1 protein-coding gene is annotated in these 1,659 nt (G+C 65.6%); it reads left to right on the plus strand.

Annotated elements, in window-relative coordinates; all coding sequences use genetic code 11:
• The coding region (locus Q0176_RS10825) for a leucyl aminopeptidase (protein WP_299302818.1) at positions 1–1,078 on the plus strand (1,078 nt) is incomplete at its 5' end.
• Positions 1,079–1,659: the final 581 nt, after the last annotated feature.

Below are 1,659 nucleotides of genomic sequence, written 5' to 3' on the forward strand. Positions count from 1 at the left end.
CTGCGGCTACGCCTTCGACAAGTACAAGAAGAAGGACGAGGACGACGATAAGGGATTCAGCCTCAGGGAGGTCGCCGTCACGGATCTGTCCGCCGGGGAATCCGCGGAGGGGCTGAAGTTCGCCGCCGCGCAGATCGCGACGCGCGAGCTGGCCAACGAGCCGGGCAACGTCATCAATCCGCCCGTCCTAGCGAGGAGGGCCGAGGAGCTTGCGGTGGAGGCGGGGCTGGACTGCGAGATATGGGACGAAAAGCGCCTGGAGGAGGAGCGGATGGGCGCACTGCTGGCAGTGGGACGCGGCTCGGCGACCCCTCCCCGCCTGATCCATCTCTCCTACGTCCCCAAAAAGGCAAAAAGGAAGATCGTCTTCGTCGGGAAGGGCCTCACCTTCGACAGCGGCGGCCTGGACATCAAGCCTGCCGAGCACATGACGACCATGAAGGGCGACAAGTCCGGGGGATGCAACGTCCTGGGCATCATGAAGGGCGTCGCGGCACTGGCTCCGGAGGTCGAGGTACACGGCATCGTTGCAGCGGCGGAGAATATGCCGTCGGGCACGGCATACCGCCCGGACGACATCGTCAGGGCCCGAAACGGGAAGACGATCGAGATCGACAACACCGACGCGGAGGGGCGTCTGGCCCTGGCCGACGCGCTCTGCCTGGCCAGCGAGATGAAGCCGGACGCGATCATCGACATGGCGACCCTCACGGGGTCCTGCGTCGTTGCATTGGGCAAATGGACCGCGGGGCTGTTCTCCCGCAACGACGCCCTCGCCGAATCCCTGTTGGCCTCGGCGCGGCGCCGCGGCGAACGCTTCTGGCGCCTGCCCGCGGAGGACGAGAAGATCGAGGAGGCGACGAAATCCCCCTTCGCGGACTTGATCAACGCCGGCGGACGCTACGGCGGGGCGACCTTCGCGACGATCTTCCTCTCGAACTTCGTCGATAAGGACATCCCCTGGGCACATCTGGACATCGCAGGGGTCGACTTCATGGAGAAGGAGTGGGGGGTCTACGGCAGGGGGGCCAGCGGGTTTGGGGTCAGGACCTGCCTGGACTACCTGATAAATCTCTGATCTCAAATTCGGGGCGCTCGCAGGGATTGAAGCGAAGCCGCGGGGCTCCGCTTCTGCACGGCGGGCAGCCGCCCGTTCAAGCTCCGGGCGGACCGAGGCTCTATGGTTTGTCGGCGGCGGAGGGCTCACCCCCTCCGCCCTTTGTATGCGAGAGGAAATCCAGCAGGAGCAGCACGGCGCAGCAGATGAACGAACGGGCAGGGTGACGTGATGTGCGAAGCATCGGGGGCTCCATCGGTGAAAGGGCGCTGCCAGGGGTGCCCTGCCGGCAGGGCGACCAGCCTTGCCCGCGCGGTGTTTCCCGTCGGCACACGGAGGGGAGCAGTGCAGGGGCGCATGGGTCCATGACCTGCTCTGGCGGGCAGCGTGGGGACAACAGGTTCCGGACATGCGTCCATGGTAGCGCCATCACAGGCCTGATTGGACCAGAATTCCCCACCCGGCAGCTTGCTCCGGTTTCGGTGGCCCGTGTCATGAATCCCCCGGGGGGCACACACTGTTTTTGCCCGTCTGCCCGTCTGCCCGTCTGCCCGTCTGCCGGCTGCGCTGTGTGTTCATGGGTGTGTTTACCTGTTTGATCA

This window comes from uncultured Fretibacterium sp., from assembly GCF_938040765.1.
GTDB lineage: Bacteria > Synergistota > Synergistia > Synergistales > Aminobacteriaceae > CAJPSE01.